This window comes from Kitasatospora griseola (assembly GCF_044999035.1).
GTDB classification, from domain to species: Bacteria; Actinomycetota; Actinomycetes; order Streptomycetales; family Streptomycetaceae; genus Kitasatospora; species Kitasatospora griseola.
The window spans coordinates 819,926-835,782 of record NZ_CP173360.1 but is presented as its reverse complement, the minus strand read 5'-3'; the positions used below and the strand labels follow the sequence as shown (position 1 = coordinate 835,782).

The following is a 15,857-nucleotide window of genomic DNA, read 5'->3' as shown; positions in this document are numbered from 1 at the left end:
TGTCGCGAAACAGCAGCTGGGGGCGGCAATGGCTGTGCAACCACCACCGGGACTCGATCCTGTCCTCAGCCTGCTCGGCGTCCGCTTCCCGAGCATCGACGAGGACCAACTCAGGCTGCTGGCCGACCAGTTGGAGAAGTTCGCCGAGGGGCTGGACGGTGCCCAGACGGCGGCGGACGCGCAGCTCGCCCAGCTGTACGAGGTCTATCGGGGCTGGTCCGCGGGCAAACTCGCCGAGCTGTGGAGCACCGTCACCGGGTACTCCGGGCTGATCGCCGAGACCTGCCGTACGGTGGCCAGGGTGCTGCGTGCGGCGGCCGTGGTGGTCGAGGTGGCCAAGACCCAGCTCATCACGCAACTGATCGCCGTCCAGGCCCAGTTGGCGAGGGTCTCGGCCCGCGGCTCGTGGCGTGCGGCGGCGGTGCTGCGGCTGGGGCGCAAGATCGTCAACCAGTTGCTGGCGGCGGCGGCCGACCGGCTCGCCCGGACCGTCGCCCGGCCGATCGACGACATGGTCGACAAGGTCGCGCAGAGGATTCCCCCCGCCCCGGTGGGCGGCTCCGACCGCTCCGACGGCCAGAGCTTCGACATCGACCTCGGGCAGCTCAGATCGTGCGCGGCCGGCCTGCGCCGCGGCGCGGACGACATCGAGTCGAAGGGCCTCGACCTCCGGCGGACCGTGCAGGGCCTCACCACCGGCGAACCCAGCGACCCCTTCGGTGAGTTGGCGATCGAGGCCACCGAGAAGATCCTGCGGGCGATCACCGACGACGCCCTCGGACGGATCCTCACCTCGTTCCGCGACACCGCCGCCAAGATGGACAGGCTCGCGGGCATCCTGACCGAGGACGAGGACAGCAACCGCATGTCGTTGAACAGCCTCTCCATCACCGTCACCGACCGGCTCCGCCCGTCCCCCTTCTCCGATTCCGGCCTCTCGCGGCGCGGTTCATCGGCGGCCGGGCTCGCCGCCGCGGTGCCCCGGTACAGCCCGGTCGGCTTCCGCCGAAGGCCCGGCACCGACACGTCCGCCCTGACCTGGGACTCGCCGTACGACAAGGACGCCGCCCCTCGCGCCGCCCGCCCGCCCGAGCTCGTCCGGGACCACGTGCGGCGGCTCCTGGACACCGACCTCACGGCGCTCGGCGCACTCGACGAGGCCTCGCTGGAGGCGGTCGCGGACACCGTGGACCGGGGCCTCACCGAACTGCTGGAACGACTCGACCGCCTGCCCGTCCCGACGAACGGGACCCTGGGCGACGATCCGACGGAAAGGCCCACCGGGGAACATCGTGGCTGAGGACGAGCAGTACGAGGCGGACTCCGAACCGGACGGGCCGTACGAGGAGGGCTTCGAACCGGAAGACCTGTGGCAGAGCCGGGCGTTCGAGCAGGCGAGCAAGATGGCCGCGAAGTGGGGCGACGTCCCCGCGCCGACCGTCGTCGCCATGCTGGCCACCCTGAACCAGGAGGCCGAGCGCAAACAGCAGTTGCGCCTCAAGCTGGCGGAGTTCCAGCACGAGCTGGAGATGGCCAGGCTCAAGGACGGCGAGCGGCTCCACGAGTTGGAGATGGCCAAGCTGAAGGACGGCGAGCGACTCCACGAACGGGAGATGGCCAAGCTCAAGGACGCCGACCGGCGGCACAAGGTGGACATGGCCAGACTGAAGGACGGCGAACGGCTCCACGAGTTGGAGATGGCCAAGCTCAACGACGCCGACCGGCAGCACCTGGTGGGCGTGGCCGCCGGCGTGGTGGTGAGCCTGAGCTGCATCGGCGGCGCGATCTGGTTCGGCGCGGCCGGCCACTACTGGCCGATGGGCATCCTGGTCGGTCCGGTGCTGATCGTGCTGACCAAGATGTTCGTCCTGCGCCGGAGCGACACCGGCGACGTGGGCGCGATCGCCAACACGTTCGGCAGGCGGCTGGGCCTGAGCCCCGCCCCCCGCGCCGACGCCGAAGGCACCGACGTCGGCTGAGGTGCTTCACCGGCCGATCCGGCCGGGCAGTTCGTCCACTTCCACCGAGGCCGCCACCCGGAGCGCGGACGACCCCAAGGCGTTCCGGGCCGGCCGGGGCAGCATCGGCCGGCGGCCCCGAGGTCCACGGGTGCGGCTGCCGCCGATCTCCGCGGTGCGCGAGAATCGGCGGCATGCTGAGAGTCGGGTCGGTGGTACTGGGCGTGGCGGACGTGGCGCGGGCGACGGCGTTCTGGACGGAGGCGCTCGGGTATGTGCCCCGGGAGGGGATGAGGGACGACTGGGTCGTCCTGGTGCCGACCGGTGAGGGGGTCCAGGTGGCGCTGATGCGTACGGGGACACCGGTTCAGGAGCATCCGCGGGTCCACCTGGACCTGTACGCCCGGGACGCGGAGGAGCAGGCCGCGGAGATCGAGCGGCTGCTGGCCCTCGGCGGGCAGCGCGTCGACTGGGACAGCTACCCGCAGGACCCGGACTTCGTGGTGCTCGCCGACACCGAGGGGAACCGTTTCTGTGTGATCGACACCAGCCACGGCTGACCGAGGGCGGGGTGCGCCACCAGTTCCTCCGGTGGTCCGCTCCCTCCTGGAAAACCACTGGTCAGGGCGCCGGCGAGGCTGGCAGGCTGCCGGGTATGGACTCCTTGCGCGTGGTGGCGAACCGTCAGGCCGTCGGGTGGATCTGGCCCGAGCAGCTTCCGATGGCGGCGGCGGATCTGCTGGTGGACGGTCATGACTCCCCGGCGCTGCGGGAGTTGGCCGGGTGCAGTGGCCGCGAGCAGTGTGCCGAGCTGGAGCGGCTCTGGCGGCGGGCGCTCGACGAGCTGGGGGTGGCGGAGCCCGAGCAGGAGGACGCGGAGCGGTGGGCGCTGCGCGATGTCGCGGCCCGGCTGGTCTCCGGCGAGATCCGGTCGATGGGCGAAGTGATGGCTGCCGTCGGCGGGTTGGAGTCCGCGGAGGGGGAGTTCGTCCGGATCGTGGGGGAGGGGTGCTGCGACGGGTGCGTCGAGTACTGGACTGCCGAGCAGGTCCGGGCCTGGGAGGCGGAGGCGCGGGCCGCCGCGGCGGCGCTCGTGGCGGAGGGGCGGTGAGTGGGGGTGCCGGAGGTGGAGCGGGTGCGGCTGGTGGCGCTTCGGTACCGCGCGGGTGAGCTGAGTACCGGTGAACTTCCGATGGCCGCCGCCGAGTTGGTGGCCGACGGGTTCGACTCCCCGGCGTTGTACGACCTGGCCGGGCGGGGGCGGCGGGAGTCGGCGTCCGAGTTGGAGCCGCTGTTGCGGGAGGTGCTGGACGAGTTCGGTCTGGCGTACCCGGGGGCAGTGGACGGCAAGCGGTGGCTGGTGCGCGAGCTCGCGGCCCGGGTGGTGGCGGGTGGCACGACGCCCGCGGAGCTGGCTGCGGCGGTGAGCGACTGGGACCCCGAGGGCCTGGACCAGGACGAGTCGGCGCTGCTCGGGCTGCTGGCCGTCCACTGCGACTGCTGCGCCGGGTACTTGACTGCCCAGCAGTTCCGCGGCTGGGAGGCCGACGTGCGGGCCGCCGCTGCCGCGCTCTCCGGGGAGATCGAGGGCGGCCCCTCCCCTGCGGGGGGAGGGGCCGAACGGGTCAGGCGAACTGGCCGGGGACGTAGTCGCCCGCGGGCTGGCGAATGATCACGTTGATCCGGTTGTAGGTGTTGATCAGGGCGATCAGGCCGACGAGGGCGATCAGCTGCTCCTCGTCGTAGTGCTTGGCGGCCTCCGCCCAGGCCTCGTCGCCGACGCCGCCCGCCGCATCGGCGATCCGGGTGCCCTGCTCGGTGAGTTCGAGCGCGGCGCGCTCGGCCTCGGTGAAGCAGGTCGCCTCGCGCCAGGCGGCGATCATGTTCAGCCGCTGCTGGGTCTCCCCGGCGTGGGTGGCGTCCTTGGTGTGCATGTCGGTGCAGAAGCCGCAGCCGTTGATCTGGCTGGCCCGGATCTTCACCAGCTCCTGGGTGGCGGCCGGGAGCGAGGAGCCGCCGATGGCGGCGCCGGCCGAGTTGATGTGCTTGATGATCTTCCCCGCGAGCGGGTTGCCGAAGTAGTTGAGGCGTGCGTCCACGGTCGGGCTCCTTGTCGTGTGTGCTTCTGCAAGGACTGACCCCGCAGCTCCCCCGAATGTGACCGCCCCGCGGATGTGATGCCCGTCACGCCACCCGTTCGCGTCCGTTCGCGTCCGTTCGGCCGTGCGGGCGGGCCGGGGCAGCGTCAGCGCGGGGCCGTTCCGACGCTGCGCGCCCACACGGGAAAGGGCGGGAACTCGGGGTCGGGCTCCGGCGGGTCGTCAACCTCCTCGGGATCCTGCTGCTCGGCGCGCAGGAAGCCCTCGACGACCGGGCCGAGATCGTCGACCGGCAGGTACGCGGCGCCGAACGGCAGCTCCTCGGCGGGCACCGATCCGGTGGAGCACCGGAGTTGGTCGGCCTGCCGGTCGTGCCACAGGTAGAACGTCGCCACCCCGGCGAAGCCCAGTTCGCGGACGCGCTCCCGGATGCGTCCGGCGGTGCGCTCGAAGGCGGCGACCACCTCACGCACGGTCAGGGACCGCCGGTCCTCGTCCGCCGCGCTCAGCAGCCAGGTGTTGGTCTCCCACTCCACCCGCCGGTCGGCCGGCTCCAGCGCCAGCGGTTCGTCCGCCACCTCGGCGATCCAGGTCAACAGCACCCGGGGAGTATCCCGGTGCGGCGAGGGCTCCGGCAAGCGGGAGATCGACGGCCCACCGGGCGGCCGTCGGCGGGATCGGCCGTGGACGTAGGGTGGGCAGCGACCGGGGATCGGTGCGCACGGAGGCGAGGGAGCGGCATGGCATTCGACTGGGAGGTGCCGCTGATCGCGGCCCCGATGGCGGGCGGCCCGAGCACTCCCGAGCTGGTCGCGGCCGTCAACGGCGCGGGCGGCCTGGGCTTCCTCGCCGCCGGCTACCGGACGGCCGACGGGATGCTCGACCAGGTCCGCCGGACCCGCGAGCTGACGGACCGCCCGTTCGGCGTCAACCTGTTCGTGCCCGCGCCGCCCTCCGATCCGGGGCCGGTCGTCGCCTACCGGGAGCGGCTCCGCCCGGAGGCCGAGCGGTGGGGCGTGGAGCTGCCCGCCGAGGTCCGGTCCGACCGGGACGGCTGGGAGGCGAAGCTCGACGCGCTGCTGCGCGACCCCGTCCCGTACGTCTCGTACACCTTCGGGCTGCCCGGCCGGGACGAGGTCGACGCGCTCCGGGCCGCGGGCATCCGCCAACTCGGCACCGTCACCAGCCCGGAGGAGGCCCGCGCCGCCACCGCGCTCGGCATGGACGCCCTGACCGTGCAGGGTCCGGAGGCCGGCGGCCACCGCGGCACCCACCGCGCCGAGGACACCCCGGGCACCCTCCCGCTGCTCGAACTGCTCGCCGCCGTACGGGAGGTGACGCCGCTCCCGCTGATCGCCGCCGGCGGCCTCGGCGACGGCCGGGCGATCGTCGCCGCGCTGCGGGCGGGTGCGGTCGCCGCCCAACTCGGCACCGCCTACCTGCGCACCGACGAATCCGGCGCCTCGGCCGCGCACCGCCGCGCCCTGGTCGAGCTCCCCGGGACGACCGTCACCCGCGCGTTCACGGGCCGCCCTGCCCGGGCCCTCCGCAACTCCTTCATCGACCGCTACGACGCCGACGCCCCGTCGGCCTACCCCGAAGTCCACTACCTCACCCAGCCGTTGCGGGCGGCCGCGACCGGTCGCGGCGACGTCGAGGGCATGCACCTGTGGGCGGGCACCGCCCACGCTTCGGCCCGCGAGGGCGGCGCGGCGAAGGTGACCCGCGCGCTGTGGGAGGACGCGCAGCGCGCCGGGTAGGACCCGGCGTAGGGCCCGGCCTAGGGCCGGAGGTCGCGCCGGTACCAGGTGCCCGGTCTGCCGCCGAGGTCGGCCGGGGCGGCGGGGCCGTCGGGGACGAACCCGGCCTTGGTCAGGACCTGCCGGGACGCGGCGTTGTCGTGGGAGGTGGCCGCCCGCAGGGTGTGCAGGCCGTGCAGCGCCGGCGCCGTCCGGCAGAGCTGCTGGACGGCCGTCGTTGCCAGGCCGCGTCCGGCGGCCTGTTCCGCGACCCGGTAGCCGAGGACGGCGGCGCCGTTCTCCAGGTCGTACAGGTTGAACCTGCCGAGGACCGAGCCGTCCTCGGCGACGAGCAGATGGAAGATGCAGACGCCGGCCTCCTGCTCGGCCAGCAGGGCGTCGTGGCGCTCGGCGAACCGGTCGAAGTACTCGTCGCCGCGGTCGGGGATCGAGGCGGCGAAGTAGGCGCGGTTCGCCAGCTCGAAGGCCAGGACCGCCGGGGCGTGGTCGGCGCGCAGCCGCTGCAGCTCGGGCATCGGCCGACCCTACCGGGGCCGTGCGCCGGGGTCACTCGAACTTCCGTCGGTCACCGACAGGTCCGGGGCGTGTGATCATGCCCGAGGACCGCCGGGGTCCGTCCGCGAAGAACGGAGCCACCATGGCCGAGCGCCCGTACGTGCTGCTGAGCGTCGCCACCTCGATCGACGGGTACATCGACGACACCTCGGCGGAGCGGCTGCTGCTGTCGAACGCCGAGGACTTCGACCGGGTGGACCAGGTGCGGGCCGAGTCGGACGCCGTCCTGGTCGGCGGGAACACGCTGCGGGCGGACGATCCGCGGCTCCTCGTCAACAGCGAGCGGCGGCGGGCCGAGCGGGTCGCGGCGGGGAAGCCGGCGTACCCGTTGAAGGTGACGGTCTCGGCGAGCGGCGATCTCGATCGGGGGTTGAAGTTCTGGCACTTCGGCGACCGGAAGGTCGTGTACACCACCGACGCCGGGGAGTCGAGGCTGGGCGGCACGCTGGACGGGCTGGCCGAGGTGGTGAGCACCGGTGACAGCGTCGACTTCGGGGCGATGCTCGACGACCTGGCGGCCCGTGGGGTGCGGCGGCTGATGGTGGAGGGCGGCGGGCGGATTCACACGCAGTTCCTGTCGCTGGGCCTCGCCGACGAGGTCCAGCTGGCGGTGGCGCCGCTGCTGGTCGGCGAGGCGGGTGCGCCGCGTTTCGTGTATCCGGCCGCGTTCCCGGGCGGCAGCACGCATCGGATGACGTTGCTGGGGGCCGAGACGGTGGGCGATGTGGTGCTGTTGCGCTACGCCCCGTGAGGGGGCGTCAGTCGGTGTCGGTGTCCGTGTCGGTGGCCGCGAGGACGGCGAGGCGGCGGCGGTCGGGGGTGAGGGCGGCGGGGCCGAAGTCCCAGGCGATGCGGTCGAACCAGGGGGCGGGGGCGTCGAAGGTGAACCAGTGACAGGCGGTGGCGCGGGCCTCGGCGGTGGGGAGGCCGGCGTCGGCCAGTGCGGCCGGCGACTGCCACGCGGCGAGGCGGCCGTAGGCGCCCTGCACGCCGTGGTTGTAGGCGCCGCCGGTGGAGGCGGCGGCGAACAGGACGCTCCAGGCCTCGGCCGGTGGGCAGGCGGTGACGGAGAGCGCGGAGGGCTCGGCGCCGGCGAGGCAGTCCAGGCCGAGGGCGAGCAGGGCGACCGGGACGGACTCGACGGGCAGCGGTGCGGCGAACTCGAACACCCGGCCTCGATGCGGCCGTTGGACCCCTCGGCCCAGTTCGCGACGGCCCGGCCCAGGGCCTCGGCCGCCTCCGGGGTGGTCGTTTCGGCGGCGGGCGGCAGCGGTTCGGTGGTGCGGCGGGCCGTCAACTGCTCGCCTTCCGAACCCCCGGACGGCAGCGCGTGGCAACTGCCGTACGGGCCGTGGCCGGGCAGGTCGGCGAGCGCCTCCAGCGGGGAGGGCGTCAGGGGCAGCGCGCCCAGTGGGTGGTGGGCGAACTGCGGGGCGGCCCGCCCACGCGGAGGCGCCGGCGACGGTGTCGAGGTCCACGCCGCGCAGGATCAACTCGTGGACCGGGCAGGCCCGTAGCTCGTTCGGGGCGGGCTCGGCGAACGCGGCGGCGAGGTCGGCCGGACGGTGGCCGGGCGGTGGCCGGACGCCGGCAGCGAGGATGCGGGGCGGCCGGAGCCGGGTGCCGCGGTGAGCAGCCGCAGCGCCTGCCGGACGTTCTCGGCGCCGGGCCGGGCGGCCAGGAGCCGGACCAGGTGGTCGAGGACGCTGCGGTACTGCCACTTCGGCTCCGCCCCGCCGAGGTGCCCGGCGAGGGCGAGGCCGAGCTGGGGCCTGTCTTCAAACCGCCGCCTGCCCCACGCCCCCTGGCACGCACTCTCGCCGCACCGGGCGAAAAGCCGAGTACACCCAGTACGAGGCCTTCCACCCGGCACGCCGAGAGCACGCACCGGACGCCGCAGGGCTGCGACGGCGGTTTGAAGACAGCCCTTAGGCGAGGAACGCGGCGTCGCCCCGCGCGAGTTGCTCCCGGGCCGTCGCGTAGACGCTGTCGACGTCGTTGAGACGGGGAGGTCCGCCACGATGCGGGCGATGCGGGCGATGCGATCGGTACGGAGGCCACGGTCGGTCACGGGGGCTGGGCCTGCGCACCCGTGACCCGATCGTTCATCCGGACATCAGCCCAGCAGCTCGCCCATCCAGGACTCGATGCCGTCCACCGTGCGCGGCAGCTCGGCGGACATCAGGCGGGCGCCGTCGGCGGTGATCACCAGGTCGTCCTCGATGCGGATGCCGATGCCGCGCAGCGCGGGCGGCAGGGTGAGGTCGTCGGGCTGGAGGTAGAGGCCCGGCTCGACGGTGAGGACCATGCCTTCCTCCAGCACGCCGTCCAGGTACGTCTCGGCGCGGGCCTTCGCGCAGTCGTGGACGTCCAGGCCGAGCATGTGGCCGCTGGCGCAGAGGGTGTAGCGGCGGTACAGGCCGGAGTCCTCGCGCAGCGCCTCCTCGGCGGAGACGGGCAGCACGCCCCACTCGGCGAGGCCCTCGGCGATCACCCGCATCGCGGCACGGTGGAAGTCGCGGAAGGACGCGCCGGGGCGCAGCGTGGCGATGCCGGCGTTCTGCGCGGCGAGGACGAGTTCGTAGGCGTCGCGCTGGGCGGGGGAGAAGGTTCCGGACAGCGGCAGGGTGCGGGTGATGTCGGCGGTGTAGAGGGTGTCGGTCTCCACGCCCGCGTCGAGCAGCAGGAGCTGGGCCGGGTCGAGCGGGCCGTCGTTGCGGATCCAGTGCAGCACGCAGGCGTGCGCGCCGGAGGCGACGATGGTCTCGTAGCCGGTGCCGTTGCCCTCGGCGCGGGCGCGGGCGTTGAACGCGCCCTCCAGGATGCGCTCGCCGCGGTGGTGGCGCAGTGCGGCGGGCAGCGCGCGGACCACGTCGGCGAAGCCCGCGGCGGTGTGGTCGACGGAGAGCTGGAGCTGGTCGACCTCCCACGGGTCCTTGATCAGGCGCAACTCGCTGAGCGCGGCGGCGAGTTGGCCGTCGCGGGCGGCGTGGTCGGCGGACGGGCGGCCGGCCAGGGCGTCCAGGACGGGGTCGACGTCGGCGAGGACGCGGGTGGGCGCGCCGGTGGTGAACAGCTTCGGCAGGTCGTCGAGGTGGGCGGTGCGCAGGCCGGTGAGCTGGGCGGCCTCGGCGAGGTCGGCGCGCCGGCCGACCCAGAACTCGCCGTAGCGGCGGTCGCGGTAGAACTCGGCGGAGCCGCCGGCCCGGTCGGAGCGGGGCCGCAGGTACAGCACGGCCTCGCCGTCGGGCTCGATCACCAGGACGTGGCCGACCTGCTCCTCACCGGTCAGCCCGGTGAGGTGGGCGTAGGCGCTGTTCGGGCGGAAGCGGTAGTCGCAGTCGTTGCTGCGGATCTTCAACTGCCCCGCGGGGACGAGCAGTCGCTCGCCGGGGAAGGCGGCGGCGATCCGGGCCCGGCGGGCCGGGAAGTACGCGTGGCCGGGGACGCGGCTGTCGGCGGGCAGCGGGGTGGCGGCCCACTGGTCGGCCATGAAGGCGGCCAGGGCGGGGGTGATGGGCAGGTCGTGGCTGCCGGTGTTCAGTGCGGGCTGGTCGGCCATCGGGTGGAACTCCTCCGAGCGGGGGCGAAACAGGGACAACGGGTGTGAGCGGCAAGGAAATTGCACTGCTGAGCGGCGAGCAATGACACGGCTCGGTAACAGTCGGGCCACCTCATTGCGCAGTGCAATTTCACATTACTATGTTACGGGTCACACCTCAGAGCGGGCCAGACCCCGGCGGCATCGATCCCCGGAGGCGCCGAACTCTCGGTGACCTGATCCCCGTTGAGCAGCCCCCAGTTCCGGAGATGCACATGAACAGGCGTACCCACGCCGCCCTCGCGGCGGCCATCGCGGCGTCCCTCACCCTCGTCCTCGCCGCGTGCGGCAGCAACGGCGGCGGCGGTGACGACAGCGGCGGACCGCAGGGTGTGACCACCGAAGGCAACGGCATCGTCGGCGGCACCCCCGTCAAGGGCGGCACCCTGACGATCCTGTCGAACCAGGACTTCGACCAGCTCGACCCCGCCCGCAACTGGACCATGCCGGTGATGGACGTCGGCGTGCGAATGCTCTACCGCACCCTGACCACCTTCAAGGCCGCCCCCGGCGCCGAGGGCCTGAAGATCGAACCCGACCTGGCCACCGACCTCGGCACCTCCAGCGACGGCGCGAAGACCTGGACCTTCCATCTGAAGGACAACCTCAAGTACGAGGACGGCACCCCGATCACCGCCGACGACATCAAGTACAACGTCGAGCGGTCGTACTCGCCGGAACTGGCCGGCGGGCCCGACTACGCGGTGCGCTACCTCAACGCCCCGGCCGGGTACAAGGGCCCGCTGGGCGGCGAACGGCTCGGCAGCGACGCCATCGAGGTCCCGGACGCCAAGACGATCGTCTTCCACCTCAAGCGCCCGGTCGCCGAGTTCGGCTACACCGTCACCCTGCCCACCTTCTCGCCCGTCCCCAAGGCCAAGGAGGCGGGCGCCAACTACTCCAACCACCCGGTCTCCTCCGGCCCGTACAAGATCGAGAGCTACGACCGCGGCAAGCGCATGGTGCTGGTCCGCAACACCAACTGGGACCAGGCCACCGACCCGGTCCGCAAGGCGTACCCCGACAAGATCGTGGTCGACCAGACCCTCAAGGGCACCGGCATCGCCGACCGCCTGATCGCCGACCAGGGCGACGACAAGAGCGCCATCTCCTACGTGGACCTGACGCCCGCGAAGATCTCCGAGGTGCTCACCAACCCCGACGTCAAGAAGCGCCTGATCAGCGAGAACGCGGGCTGCACCACCAAGCTGGACATGAACACCACCAAGGCGCCGTTCGACAACGCCAAGGTCCGTCTGGCGATGCAGTACGCGGTGGACAAGGAGTCCTTCGCCGCCGCCACCGGCGGCCCCGCGTTCAACGACATCGCCACCACCTACCTGCCCCCGATGCTCACCGCCGGCACGGCCGTCGACCACTTCAAGATCAAGCCCGGCGGCGACCCCGAGAAGGCCAAGCAGCTGCTCGCCGAGGCGGGCTTCCCGAACGGCTTCTCCACCGACTTCGTCACCTCCACCGGCGGCAAGGCGCAGGCCGAGGCCATCCAGGCCGCCCTCAAGCGCGCGGGGGTGAACGTCACGATCACCACCGTCGACCCCACCGCCGTCAACTCGATCGTCGGCGACAAGGAGAAGCAGCCCGGACTCACCAGCCTCGGCTGGTGCCCCGACTACCCGTCCGCCGGCACCTTCCTGCCGATGATCTTCGACGGCCGGGCGGTCAAGGACAAGGGCAACAACGGCAACATGACCCGGTTCGACGACCCGACGGTCAACGCCGAACTCGACCGGATCGCCGGCCTGGACGACCTGAAGAAGGCCAACGAGGCCTGGCTCGCGCTGGACGCCAAGATCATGGAGGCCTCGCCCGCCGTCCCGCTGATCTGGCAGAAGAAGCCCGTCCTGGTCGGCTCCAACATCGCCGGAGCGTACGCCCACCCGGTCTGGGCCGGGCAGCTCGACTACGCGGGCATCGGCCTCAAGTCCGTCAAGTAGAGCGGGAGTTCCCACCATGACCACCCCGCTCCCGACGGCCGCGGCCGAGGGGGCGGGGGCCCCGGACACCACCGAGGCCCCCGCGTCCCCCTGGAAGCTCGCCCTGCACCGCCTGCGCCGTCAGAAGGCCGCCCTTGTCGGCGCCGCCATCATCGCCTTCTTCGTCCTGGCCGCACTCCTCGCGCCGGTGCTCACCGCGATCAGCGGCACCCGCCCCGACACCGTCGACAAGAAAGCCGTCGACCCCTACCTCGGCGGCCTGCCCCGCGGCGCCCTCGGCGGCATCAGCCCCCAGCACTGGCTCGGCGTCGAACCGCTGCTCGGCCGCGACATCTTCGCCCGGCTGCTCTACGGCGCCCAGATCAGCCTCCTGGTCGCGTTCAGCGCCGCCCTGATGATCACCCTGATCGGCACCGTCCTCGGCATCACCGCCGGCTACTTCGGCGGCCGCACCGACGCCCTGATCAGCCGGTTCATGGACGTCATGATGTCGTTCCCCAGCCTGATCTTCATGATCGCGCTGCTCTCCGTCGCCCGGGACGTCAACCGCGTCCTGCTGCTGATCGGTGTCATGTCGCTGTTCTCCTGGCCCTACATCGCCCGCGTGGTCCGCGGCCAGACCCTCTCCCTCAAACACCGCGAGTACGTCGAGGCCGCCCGCGCCAGCGGCACCCGCAACAGCCGCATCCTGTTCGGCGAGATCCTGCCCAACCTCACCGGCACCATCATCGTCTACGTCACCCTCGCCGTCCCCGGCCTGATCGGCACCGAGGCCGCACTCAGCTTCCTCGGCGTCGGCATCCGCCCGCCCACCCCCTCGTGGGGGCAGATGATCTCCGACGCGGTGCTCTACTACAAGGTCGACCCGATGTTCTTCATCCTCCCCAGCGCCTGCCTGTTCCTGGTGGTCCTGGCCTTCACCCTGGTCGGCGACGCCCTGCGGGACGCCCTCGACCCGAAGGGCAGCCGGACGTGATCGGATACCTGCTCCGCCGGCTCGCTGCTATGGCCGCCACCCTGCTGGTCGTCTGCGCGCTCACCTTCGCCGTCTTCTACCTGTTCCCCGCCGACCCCGCCGTCCAGTTCTGCGGCAAGGACTGCTCCACCGAACGCATCGAACTCGTCCGCCAACAGCTCGGACTGGCCGACCCCCTGATCGTCCAGTTCTGGCACTACGTCACCGGCATCTTCGCCGGCCAGACCCTCGGCACCGGCCAGTACGCCGTCCAGTGCGGCTTCCCCTGCTTCGGCTACTCCTTCCAGTCCGCCCAGCCCGTCTGGGACCTGATGATGGACCGGCTGCCCACCAGCATCTCCCTCGCCCTCGGCGCCGCCGCCCTCTGGCTGCTCCTCGGCGTCGGCACCGGCGTGGTCTCCGCGCTGCGCCGCGGCACCCGCCTCGACCGCACCCTGATGGTCGGCACCATCGGCATCGCCGCCCTGCCGGTCTACTTCACCGCGATGATCCTGCTCTACCTGGTCGTCACAGTGGCCGGCCTGCTGCCCTACCCCCGCTACATCGCCTTCACCGAGCACCCCGGCCAGTGGATCTCCAACCTGATCCTGCCGTGGATCACCCTCGCCCTGCTGAACGCCGCCATCTACGCCCGGATGACGCGCAACTCCGTCATCGAGACGATGGCCGAACCGTACGTGCGCACCGCCCGCGCCAAAGGCCTGCGCGAGCGCCGCGTCGTCGGCAAGCACGGCCTGCGCCCCGCCCTCACCCCCGTCGTCACCATGCTCGGCATGGACCTCGGCGGACTGCTGGCCGGCGCCCTGATCACCGAATCCCTGTTCAGCCTCCCCGGCATCGGCAAACTCTTCGCCGACTCCCTCAACAAGTCCGACCAGCCCGTCGTCATGGGCGTCACCCTGCTCGCCTCCTTCTTCATCGTCAGCTCCAACCTGGTCGTGGACCTCCTCTACGCCTGGATCGACCCGAGGGCGAGGCTCGCATGACCACACCCCTGCTCGCCGTACAGAACCTCGCCGTCACCTTCGACACCGCCGAAGGCACCGTCCACGCCGTCAAAGGCATCGACTTCACCGTCGAACGCGGACGCACCCTCGGCATCGTCGGCGAATCCGGCTCCGGAAAGTCCGTCACCTCCCTCGCCGTCATGGGACTGCACCGCGGCGCCACCGTCACCGGCTCCGCGCAACTCGACGGCACCGAGCTGATCGGCGCCCCTGACGACCACCTGCGCACCCTGCGCGGACGGAAAATGGCGATGGTGTTCCAGGACGCCCTCACCGCCCTGCACCCCTACTTCACCGTCGGCGACCAGATCGCCGAGGCCTACCGCAGCCACTTCGGCGGCACCCGGAAAGCCGCCCACGCCCGCGCCGTCGACGTCCTCGGCGACGTCGGCATCCCCGAACCCGCCCGGCGCGCCCGCGAACACCCGCACCAGTTCTCCGGCGGCATGCGCCAACGCGCCATGATCGCCCTCGCGCTGTCCTGCGAACCCGACCTGATCATCGCCGACGAACCCACCACCGCCCTCGACGTCACCGTCCAGGCCCAGGTCCTCGACCTGCTGACCCGCCTCCAGCGCGAGCGCGGCCTCGGCCTCGTCCTGATCACCCACGACCTCGGCGTCATCGCCCGCGCCGCCGACGACGTCCTCGTCATGTACGGCGGCTCCGCGGTCGAACAGGCCGACGCCGAAGCGCTGTTCACCACCCCCCGGCACCCGTACACCCGCGGGCTGCTCGACTCCCTGCCCCGCCTCGACGCGGCGCCCGACACCGCCCTGCGCGCGATCCCCGGCACCCCGCCGTCCCTGCTCGCCCCGCCCGCCGGCTGCGCCTTCCACCCCCGCTGCCCCGCGTACGCCGCCACGCCCGACACCCGCTGCACCGGCGAACGGCCGCCGCTGCGCACCGTCGCCGGCGGCCACCGCAGCGCCTGCATCCACGACGAGGTGACCGCATGACCACCGACACCGCGGTGCTGAGCGTCCGCGACCTCGGCATGACCTTCCCCGGCCCGCGCGGCGTCCTGCGCCGGGCCCCCGGCGTCCGCGCCGTGGACGGCGTCAGCTTCGACGTCCGCCCCGGCGAGACCCTCGGACTGGTCGGCGAATCCGGCTGCGGCAAGTCCACCACCGGACGGATGCTGGTCCGCCTGCTCGACCCGACGGCCGGGCAGGTCAGCTTCCGCGGACAGGACATCACCCGGGCCCCGCAGCGCCAACTGCGGCCGCTGCGCAGCAAGTTCCAGATGATCTTCCAGGACCCGTTCGCCTCGCTCAACCCGCGCAAGACCGTCCAGCAGATCATCGCGGCCCCGCTGCGTGCGCAGGGCGCCTCCCCTTCGACGATCCGCGAGGAGGTCCGGGACCTGATCCGGCTGGTCGGGCTCGCCCCCGAACACCTGGAGCGCTACCCGCACCAGTTCTCCGGGGGCCAGGCCCAACGCATCGGCATCGCCCGGGCGCTCGCGACCCGGCCCGAACTCGTCGTCGCGGACGAGCCGGTGTCCGCGCTCGACGTCTCCATCCAGGCGCAGATCGTCGGCCTGATGGAACGCCTGCAGGCCGAACTCGGCGTCGCCTACGTCTTCATCGCGCACGACCTCGCCGTGGTCAAACACCTCAGCCACCGGGTCGCCGTCATGTACCTCGGCCGGATCGTCGAACTCGGCGACCGGGCGGACGTGTACGAGCGCCCCGCCCACCCGTACACCAAGGCGCTGCTGTCCGCCGTCCCGCTGCCCGACCCGGCCGCCGAGCGCGCCCGCGAACGCATCGTCCTGCTCGGCGACCCGCCCAGCCCCGCCAGCCCCCCGCCCGGCTGTACCTTCCACCCGCGCTGCCCCAAGGCGCAGGCAATCTGCCGGACCGAGGCGCCGGTGCTCGCCCCCGACACGCCCACCCGCCAGGTCGCCTGCCACTTCCCCGAGACGTAGCGCACCTCGCGGG

16 protein-coding genes and 3 pseudogenes are annotated in these 15,857 nt (G+C 72.5%); 12 read left to right on the top strand and 7 right to left on the bottom strand.

Annotated features, from left to right (window positions below; all coding sequences use genetic code 11):
• The first annotated feature begins 28 nt into the window (after positions 1–28).
• The 5 genes from ACI1MP_RS04145 to ACI1MP_RS04125 all read left to right on the top strand — a co-directional run bounded on the left by ACI1MP_RS04145 (position 29) and on the right by ACI1MP_RS04125 (position 3,630).
• A complete protein-coding gene (locus ACI1MP_RS04145; protein ID WP_404867746.1) occupies positions 29–1,300 on the top strand; it encodes a hypothetical protein in 1,272 nt (423 codons plus the stop codon).
• Complete coding sequence (locus ACI1MP_RS04140; RefSeq protein ID WP_404867745.1) at positions 1,293–1,979, top strand: hypothetical protein; 687 nt, start codon at positions 1,293–1,295, stop codon at positions 1,977–1,979. Before ACI1MP_RS04145 ends, ACI1MP_RS04140 begins: the two co-directional genes overlap by 8 nt.
• A 173-nt stretch (positions 1,980–2,152) precedes the next feature.
• Positions 2,153–2,518, top strand: coding sequence for a VOC family protein (locus ACI1MP_RS04135; protein WP_404867744.1), 366 nt, complete (start codon positions 2,153–2,155; stop codon positions 2,516–2,518).
• Between the two features lie 95 nt (positions 2,519–2,613).
• Positions 2,614–3,069, top strand: coding sequence for a hypothetical protein (locus tag ACI1MP_RS04130; protein ID WP_404867743.1), 456 nt, complete (start codon positions 2,614–2,616; stop codon positions 3,067–3,069).
• On the top strand, positions 3,070–3,630 hold the full coding sequence (locus tag ACI1MP_RS04125) for a hypothetical protein (RefSeq protein ID WP_404867742.1): 561 nt from the start codon (positions 3,070–3,072) through the stop codon (positions 3,628–3,630).
• Here ACI1MP_RS04125 and ACI1MP_RS04120 read toward each other — a convergent pair.
• Positions 3,584–4,057: a carboxymuconolactone decarboxylase family protein gene (locus tag ACI1MP_RS04120; RefSeq protein WP_380332323.1), complete on the bottom strand. Its 474-nt coding sequence runs from the start codon at positions 4,055–4,057 to the stop codon at positions 3,584–3,586. The two genes, ACI1MP_RS04125 and ACI1MP_RS04120, sit on opposite strands and share 47 nt — an antisense overlap.
• Positions 4,058–4,203: 146 nt before the next feature.
• Positions 4,204–4,659 (bottom strand): hypothetical protein, encoded by a 456-nt coding sequence (locus ACI1MP_RS04115; protein ID WP_380332320.1) that lies wholly within the window; start codon positions 4,657–4,659, stop codon positions 4,204–4,206.
• 138 nt (positions 4,660–4,797) lie between these two features.
• Here ACI1MP_RS04115 and ACI1MP_RS04110 point away from each other — a divergent pair, with 138 nt between their 5' ends.
• Positions 4,798–5,817: an NAD(P)H-dependent flavin oxidoreductase gene (locus tag ACI1MP_RS04110; protein ID WP_404867741.1), complete on the top strand. Its 1,020-nt coding sequence runs from the start codon at positions 4,798–4,800 to the stop codon at positions 5,815–5,817.
• Between the two features lie 20 nt (positions 5,818–5,837).
• On the opposite strand, the gene ACI1MP_RS04105 is transcribed toward ACI1MP_RS04110, so the two are convergent.
• A complete protein-coding gene (locus ACI1MP_RS04105; protein ID WP_404867740.1) occupies positions 5,838–6,332 on the bottom strand; it encodes a GNAT family N-acetyltransferase in 495 nt (164 codons plus the stop codon).
• Between the two features lie 77 nt (positions 6,333–6,409).
• Between ACI1MP_RS04105 and ACI1MP_RS04100 the strand changes: the two genes are divergently transcribed.
• Positions 6,410–7,123, top strand: a complete 714-nt coding sequence (locus ACI1MP_RS04100; protein WP_404867739.1) for a RibD family protein — start codon at positions 6,410–6,412, stop codon at positions 7,121–7,123.
• A gap of 7 nt (positions 7,124–7,130) precedes the next feature.
• Here the strand turns inward: ACI1MP_RS04100 and ACI1MP_RS04095 are convergent.
• From ACI1MP_RS04095 to ACI1MP_RS04080, 4 genes and pseudogenes are all read right to left on the bottom strand, one after another.
• Positions 7,131–7,753: pseudogene (locus tag ACI1MP_RS04095) on the bottom strand (DUF6183 family protein).
• 70 nt (positions 7,754–7,823) lie between these two features.
• Positions 7,824–8,093: pseudogene (locus ACI1MP_RS04090) on the bottom strand (DUF6183 family protein); the annotation flags it as partial.
• Positions 8,048–8,245 (bottom strand): annotated as a pseudogene (locus ACI1MP_RS04085) (hypothetical protein); the annotation flags it as partial. The pseudogenes ACI1MP_RS04090 and ACI1MP_RS04085, both read right to left, overlap by 46 nt.
• A 243-nt stretch (positions 8,246–8,488) precedes the next feature.
• Complete coding sequence (locus ACI1MP_RS04080) at positions 8,489–9,934, bottom strand: aminopeptidase P family protein (RefSeq protein WP_380332305.1); 1,446 nt, start codon at positions 9,932–9,934, stop codon at positions 8,489–8,491.
• A 254-nt stretch (positions 9,935–10,188) separates the two neighbouring features.
• On the opposite strand from ACI1MP_RS04080, the gene ACI1MP_RS04075 reads away from it, so the two are divergent.
• Genes ACI1MP_RS04075 through ACI1MP_RS04055 form a run of 5 tightly spaced genes read left to right on the top strand, consistent with a single transcriptional unit; the run spans position 10,189 to position 15,844 of the window.
• The gene (locus ACI1MP_RS04075; protein ID WP_380332302.1) at positions 10,189–11,928 is read left to right on the top strand and encodes an ABC transporter substrate-binding protein; all 1,740 of its coding nucleotides are present in this window, start codon (positions 10,189–10,191) and stop codon (positions 11,926–11,928) included.
• Between the two features lie 16 nt (positions 11,929–11,944).
• Entirely contained in the window at positions 11,945–12,904 is a 960-nt protein-coding gene (locus ACI1MP_RS04070) for an ABC transporter permease (RefSeq protein ID WP_380332299.1), read from the top strand.
• Positions 12,901–13,890 carry an ABC transporter permease gene (locus ACI1MP_RS04065; protein WP_380332296.1) on the top strand — a complete coding sequence of 330 codons (990 nt, stop codon included), beginning with the start codon at positions 12,901–12,903 and terminating at the stop codon, positions 13,888–13,890. The genes ACI1MP_RS04070 and ACI1MP_RS04065 overlap by 4 nt, the downstream gene beginning before the upstream one ends.
• The gene (locus tag ACI1MP_RS04060; protein ID WP_380332293.1) at positions 13,887–14,870 is read left to right on the top strand and encodes an ABC transporter ATP-binding protein; all 984 of its coding nucleotides are present in this window, start codon (positions 13,887–13,889) and stop codon (positions 14,868–14,870) included. Before ACI1MP_RS04065 ends, ACI1MP_RS04060 begins: the two co-directional genes overlap by 4 nt.
• Positions 14,867–15,844 (top strand): ABC transporter ATP-binding protein, encoded by a 978-nt coding sequence (locus ACI1MP_RS04055; protein WP_404867738.1) that lies wholly within the window; start codon positions 14,867–14,869, stop codon positions 15,842–15,844. Before ACI1MP_RS04060 ends, ACI1MP_RS04055 begins: the two co-directional genes overlap by 4 nt.
• Positions 15,845–15,857: the final 13 nt, after the last annotated feature.